Origin of the sequence: Sphingomonas populi, assembly GCF_004208535.1 — a bacterium.
Lineage (GTDB): Bacteria > Pseudomonadota > Alphaproteobacteria > Sphingomonadales > Sphingomonadaceae > Sphingomonas > Sphingomonas populi.
On sequence record NZ_SGIS01000097.1, the window covers coordinates 1 to 4,786 of the forward strand.

Consider the following 4,786-nt stretch of genomic DNA (forward strand, 5'->3'; position numbering starts at 1 on the left):
CCGTGCACCTGAAACACGTTCTTCGCGAGATCCAAACCAATCGTCGTTACGTTCCCCATCGTGGCTCTCCTTCCGACTCATCCGCAGATCATCCTGCGGAAGGGGTGGAGAGCCGTCCACGTCATCACTAGCGGACATCGCGACCCGGCCTCTACAGTGTGATTATGGCATATGAGTATCTCGATCATCCGGCGCCGGTAGGAGGGCGTATCGCGTTCAGGCATAACGAGCCGGACAATGATCCTGCTGAGTATGTGACACCCGCCAAACTCGCGGCGCAAGCCATCACGTTCGCTTACATCGACGGCTCAAGCGTGAACGAAGCCGAAGCCCTTAACTCTCTGGGCCGTCAGCTTGGAACGGATCACCCACCGTACGATCCACGTCCTTTGCAGGGGATGAAGGGCTGGCTTCGTTTTATGGATGATCTGGTATCCCTAAGCGAACGAGAGGCCGGTATGGTGATCGTAGTGGACAATGCAGCGCCGCTATTCGCCGACCCGGCATCGTGGGTTTTCGAGCTAATCATGATTTGGGTGCAGCAGCTCAAGCACTGGCGGCGCCGAGGAGTGCCGTGTCATCTCACTTTCCAGATGGACGCAGACCCTGCCGTGTCAGCGGTATACGGCGCCATCCCGGACAGCAGCTAGCGCCCAGAAGCGGACTATCCATTGCTCCGACGCGGAGTGGGGGATACCAGAAGGTCATGGACGCTGATCAAATTACCGTGACACTCGATGCGAACCAAGCATTGGTGCTATTTGATTTACTCGCGCGCTGGGAGGGCGACAAGCACTCCGCACGTCCAACAGACGAGTGCTTTGAAAATGTTGCGGAAGTTCGGGCTTTGGTAGATCTATTCCAGAAGCTGGACGGAGAACTCGTCGATACGTTGTCTGCGGTGCGAGATTACGAACAGGCGGTGAGCGAAGCCCGTGAACGTGTCGCCGACGGTCCCGGGGTGCAATTGCTTGGTCCTTGGCGCAACGACAGCTAACCACCCAGAATGCGAAATTCCGCACTGGCGGCTCCCGCCCAATAGCGGACGATCGGAACAGGCGGTAAGATGACAGAATGTTGTCACCTCGCGTTCTTCGATGGCTTCACCGCATCGGTTACCTCACGACCATCGTCGTTGCGCTAGAAGCGTGCGCCATTGGCTATTTTGCTCATAAAAACTGGCAACTCCGCCAGAACGCCATAGAAAGCACCCGCACCCACACTGGCCCGATGACAGCCGCATCAGCCGGGTACGTTGCTAAAGACGTCGATCGGCTGCTCATCACCCTCCCACCGTTGCAGCGCCTACCCGATGGGAGCCTGCGACTAGCGGTCATGCCATCGTTTGGGCGAGAATGGTTTGCCATTGCACTTGCGCCGCGCTCGATCGGCACAGTTGCTACCCTGATCGTCGCGCATAGGAACACTGCGACACCGAGCGGCATCGACGGCTGGGGAACACCGCAACACTTTACCGTTCCGCGCGACGTTTACAGTCGTATGATCTCTGACATTGATCAGCTAGTAGAGCGGTGGCCTGGCGAGGCAAATCTTTGGACAGATGGTACACCGCTAGCGTTCGAGCGGAAGAAGCAAGGGCGCGTGTTTTCCGGTTTCGGTAACTCGCCTTCTCACTACGGGAAGGTCGCCGCGCTCATTCGTAACAGGTTGGCTCCGTATTCACCCGCTCTCGCAGTTCTTGATGAAGATTGGGTCGCTGAGACGAACAGAAACTAGCGCCCACTTGAAGACATTCGCCGTTCTGTTATCGTTACCCAATGGGCAACGAAGACCCTTGGTTCATAATCGGGATTGGGGCCGTAGTGCTACTGATGATGGCGATTGCGATCTTCATTCCTGTTAAATTTGTTCAGTTATTCCTCCGGGACTGGCGCGGCCGACAGAAGCCGTAGGGCTGGTATCGCCCATTCACGACGTTCGCAGCGAAGATGGCGCTTCCTGAAACCTAACGTTACGATTGGCCAAAAGTCGAGATTGAGGGCGGCATGAGAGCGGCGTTTTGGCGTTTTGCACACCAGCACTATCACGGCAGGAAGCCACTGCTCCTCGTCGATGTCGCGGCATTCACGTGGTTCGCGCTCTTTGCACTGATTTATGGAGCAGCTTTTCTAGCTGGCTGGTTGCCGAATTTCATAGAGGCGGTGGTCGGTCTGTTCTTAATAGGTTGCCCATTGATGTTAGGCGTTCTCCATCGCCGGATTCGGATCGAAGCGGCCAAGTCACCGGATGCGCTGTATAGGAAGCGGCTGCTGACAAGTCGGTAATCTGCGGCGCGCGCTTCCAGCGCACGCCACCAATTTTCCCCGTTCCCGCGCCATTGACCGACACGGCGCGCCTCAAAGCCGACCTGCGGGAGCCGCCCCAAAAGCGGACATTGCTTATGATCTGAAGCGTCCCGGATTTCCCGGAGGCAGTTTGGTTTTGGTCATGCTGCCATATCGAGATCCTGTTTGGCAGCATAGTAGTTCACCTCAGCCTCGGCGGGCGTGACGTAGCCGATCGGGCCAAAGAGGCGTTGGTTGTTGAACCAATCGACCCACCGCAACGTCGCCATCTCGACAGCGGCGAGGCTCGGCCATGAGCGCTGCCGCCAGATGACCTCTGCCTTGAACAGGCCGTTGATGGTCTCGGCAAGGGCATTGTCGTAGGAATCCCCGACGCTGCCGACCGAGGGCACCAGCTTTGCCTCCGCCAAGCGCTGGGTGTAGCTCATGGCGAGGTATTGCGAGCCCCTGTCCGAATGATGGATGAGACCATCGCCGGCGGTGGGGCGCCGGGCATGGATAGCCTGCTCCAGCGCATCCAGCACGAAGCCGGCGGTCGCGCTGCTGCTGACTTTCCAGCCGACGATCCGGCGGGCGAACGCGTCGATGACGAAGGCCACGTAGACGAACCCCGCCCAGGTATGGACGTAAGTGAAGTCGACGACCCAAAGCGCATTGGGTCGCTTGACCTTGAATTCCCGATTGACCTTGTCGAGGGGGCAGGCGGCCTTGCGATCCGGAACCGTGGTGACGCAGGACTTGCCACGCCGCACACCGGCCAGCCCCATCACCTTCATCAGCCGTTCGACCGTGCACTTGGCGATGGTCACGTTTTCCCGCAGCAACTGCCGCCACACCTTGCGCGACCCGTACAGACCAAAGCTCGCCTCGTGCACGCGCCGGATATGGCCCTTCAGATCGTCGTCACGCCGCGCACGGGCGGAGCGCTTGCCAGGGTCAGTCAGGCGTGCGGCATGTTGATGATACGAGGAGGGGGCGACCGCCAGTTCCCGGCAGATCGGCTCGATCCCCAACTCCGCTCGATGGGCGTCGATGAACGCCATCGTCATCGCACCTGGCGGTCGAGCTCCGCCATCGCGAAATATGCCGAGGCCTTCCGCAGGATCTCGTTCGCACGGCGAAGTTCCTTCACTTCCCGCTCGAGCAGCTTCAGTCGGGCGCGGTCATCGCCAGCCAGCGCTGCTGGCCCCGCATGCCGGCCTGCCTCGTCACGGCACCAGCGCCGCAGCGTCTCCGCCGTGCAGCCTATCTTGCCGGCGATCGACACCAGCGCATCCCATTCCGAACGGTGATCCGCCCGATGCTCGCTCACCATCCGAACAGCCCGTTCACGGACCTCAGGCGAAAACTTGTTTGTCGTCTTGCTCATTCTCGATGCTCCTACTCACAAGTGGGAGCCTCAAGGAAACCCGGGACGCTTCAATCTGACTAGCGACGACAAGAAATCTCCCTCTTGGCGCTCGGAGTCGCGACCACATGAGAACCTTGAAAGCGGCGACGCTGGCGACAATTCTCGGGGCAATGTCGGCATGCTCTCTTAACGAGTGCGCTAACGACACCCTCGCTAGCGTCCAAAGTCCTAACGGTGAACAGGCTGCGGTCTTATTTGAGAGAAACTGCGGAGCCACCACAGCAGCTTCTATCCATCTCGCGATCATGCCCGTTGGTGAAATGCCGAATGGGAAGGGAAATGCGCTGATATTCAGCAAGATGACCGCTGACATTCTGTCTTATCAATTACACTGGATTGATGGCGGGCACGTTCACGTGAGTCTGCCGAAAGGCGCAGAAATATATCTTCGACAACAGAGCGTCGGGGCAGCGACCATTGAAGTTGTTCGAGGAAGCTGAGCGCTCTAGGTCCCTCAAGTCTAACGTCTGCTTCCCACCAATTTTCCCTGTTCCCGCCCCATTGATCGACACGACGCGCCTGAGGCCAACCGGCGGTAGTCGCCCATTAGTGGACATCCCCCACTTCGCCCGGCCTACGCAACAGGTCGGTTCCGCAGCTTGGGCAAAACCGGGGAGGTAGGGAGCGCACAAACGGCTTGCCGAACGAAGCAATCCGCCAGCCGCATTTTGGACACGATACCAGCAAGTTCGCGTAAATTGTTGAACACGCCAACACCAGCAGCCAGATGCAAAACAGGATCGTTCCGGCGCTCTCGTCAATGAACGAGGCTAAGACGGGCAGCGCCACAAGAGGCCAGCAACCAAAGCTCGCGACATAATATCGAGTGAGTGGGCTCATCAGAAGGGCCTAACGTAACGCCGCCCTGTTTACAAAGTCGTGGAAGGGTACGGCCGCTTTCCACCCAGAATGCGAAATTCCGCACTGGCGGCTCCCGCCCAATGCACGAAGCCGCTGCGCGGCAGTGGTGTTGGCGGTGAGGTAGCGCGCCTGCGCTGAGGTTTGGCCCTGCGGGGGCGGCGGCAGACGATGGAGTTCCTTCAACGAGAGGAACTTCACGATGGCGATT

The 4,786-nt window shown here is 58.9% G+C and carries 6 protein-coding genes and 1 other annotated feature; of the genes, 4 read left to right on the forward strand and 2 right to left on the reverse strand.

All coding sequences use genetic code 11. From position 1 onward, the window contains the following. The first annotated feature begins 164 nt into the window (after positions 1-164). From EWE75_RS23815 to EWE75_RS23825, 3 genes are all read left to right on the forward strand, one after another. The gene (locus tag EWE75_RS23815) at positions 165-650 is read left to right on the forward strand and encodes a Fe(II)-2OG oxygenase family protein (protein WP_130160531.1); all 486 of its coding nucleotides are present in this window, start codon (positions 165-167) and stop codon (positions 648-650) included. A gap of 56 nt (positions 651-706) precedes the next feature. Further along, positions 707-997 carry a hypothetical protein gene (locus tag EWE75_RS23820; RefSeq protein ID WP_130160532.1) on the forward strand — a complete coding sequence of 97 codons (291 nt, stop codon included), beginning with the start codon at positions 707-709 and terminating at the stop codon, positions 995-997. A 77-nt stretch (positions 998-1,074) separates the two neighbouring features. Further along, positions 1,075-1,737, forward strand: coding sequence for a hypothetical protein (locus EWE75_RS23825; RefSeq protein WP_130160533.1), 663 nt, complete (start codon positions 1,075-1,077; stop codon positions 1,735-1,737). Between the two features lie 709 nt (positions 1,738-2,446). Here the strand turns inward: EWE75_RS23825 and EWE75_RS23830 are convergent. Beyond that, positions 2,447-3,675, reverse strand: a protein-coding gene (locus EWE75_RS23830) for an IS3 family transposase (RefSeq protein WP_427915822.1) whose coding sequence is annotated in 2 segments (ribosomal slippage) — positions 2,447-3,381 and positions 3,381-3,675 — 1,230 coding nt in all. Because the reading frame shifts where the segments join, the coding sequence is not laid out codon by codon here. Continuing rightward, positions 3,278-3,394 (reverse strand) — a sequence feature (AL1L pseudoknot). It overlaps the preceding gene by 117 nt. Positions 3,676-3,782: 107 nt before the next feature. Here EWE75_RS23830 and EWE75_RS23835 point away from each other — a divergent pair. Continuing rightward, on the forward strand, positions 3,783-4,157 hold the full coding sequence (locus tag EWE75_RS23835; protein ID WP_130160535.1) for a hypothetical protein: 375 nt from the start codon (positions 3,783-3,785) through the stop codon (positions 4,155-4,157). Positions 4,158-4,566: 409 nt separating this feature from the next. On the opposite strand, the gene EWE75_RS25370 is transcribed toward EWE75_RS23835, so the two are convergent. Continuing rightward, a partial coding sequence (locus tag EWE75_RS25370) for a hypothetical protein (protein WP_206364874.1) occupies positions 4,567-4,786 on the reverse strand: 220 nt, incomplete at its 5' end.

Bases quoted from the DNA above. Each gene is read 5' to 3' on its own strand.
- EWE75_RS23815 (WP_130160531.1), top strand. From the start codon at position 165: ATGGCATATGAGTATCTCGATCATCCGGCGCCGGTAGGAGGGCGTATC.
- EWE75_RS23820 (WP_130160532.1), top strand. From the start codon at position 707: ATGGACGCTGATCAAATTACCGTGACACTCGATGCGAACCAAGCATTG.
- EWE75_RS23825 (WP_130160533.1), top strand. From the start codon at position 1,075: ATGTTGTCACCTCGCGTTCTTCGATGGCTTCACCGCATCGGTTACCTC.
- EWE75_RS23835 (WP_130160535.1), top strand. From the start codon at position 3,783: ATGAGAACCTTGAAAGCGGCGACGCTGGCGACAATTCTCGGGGCAATG.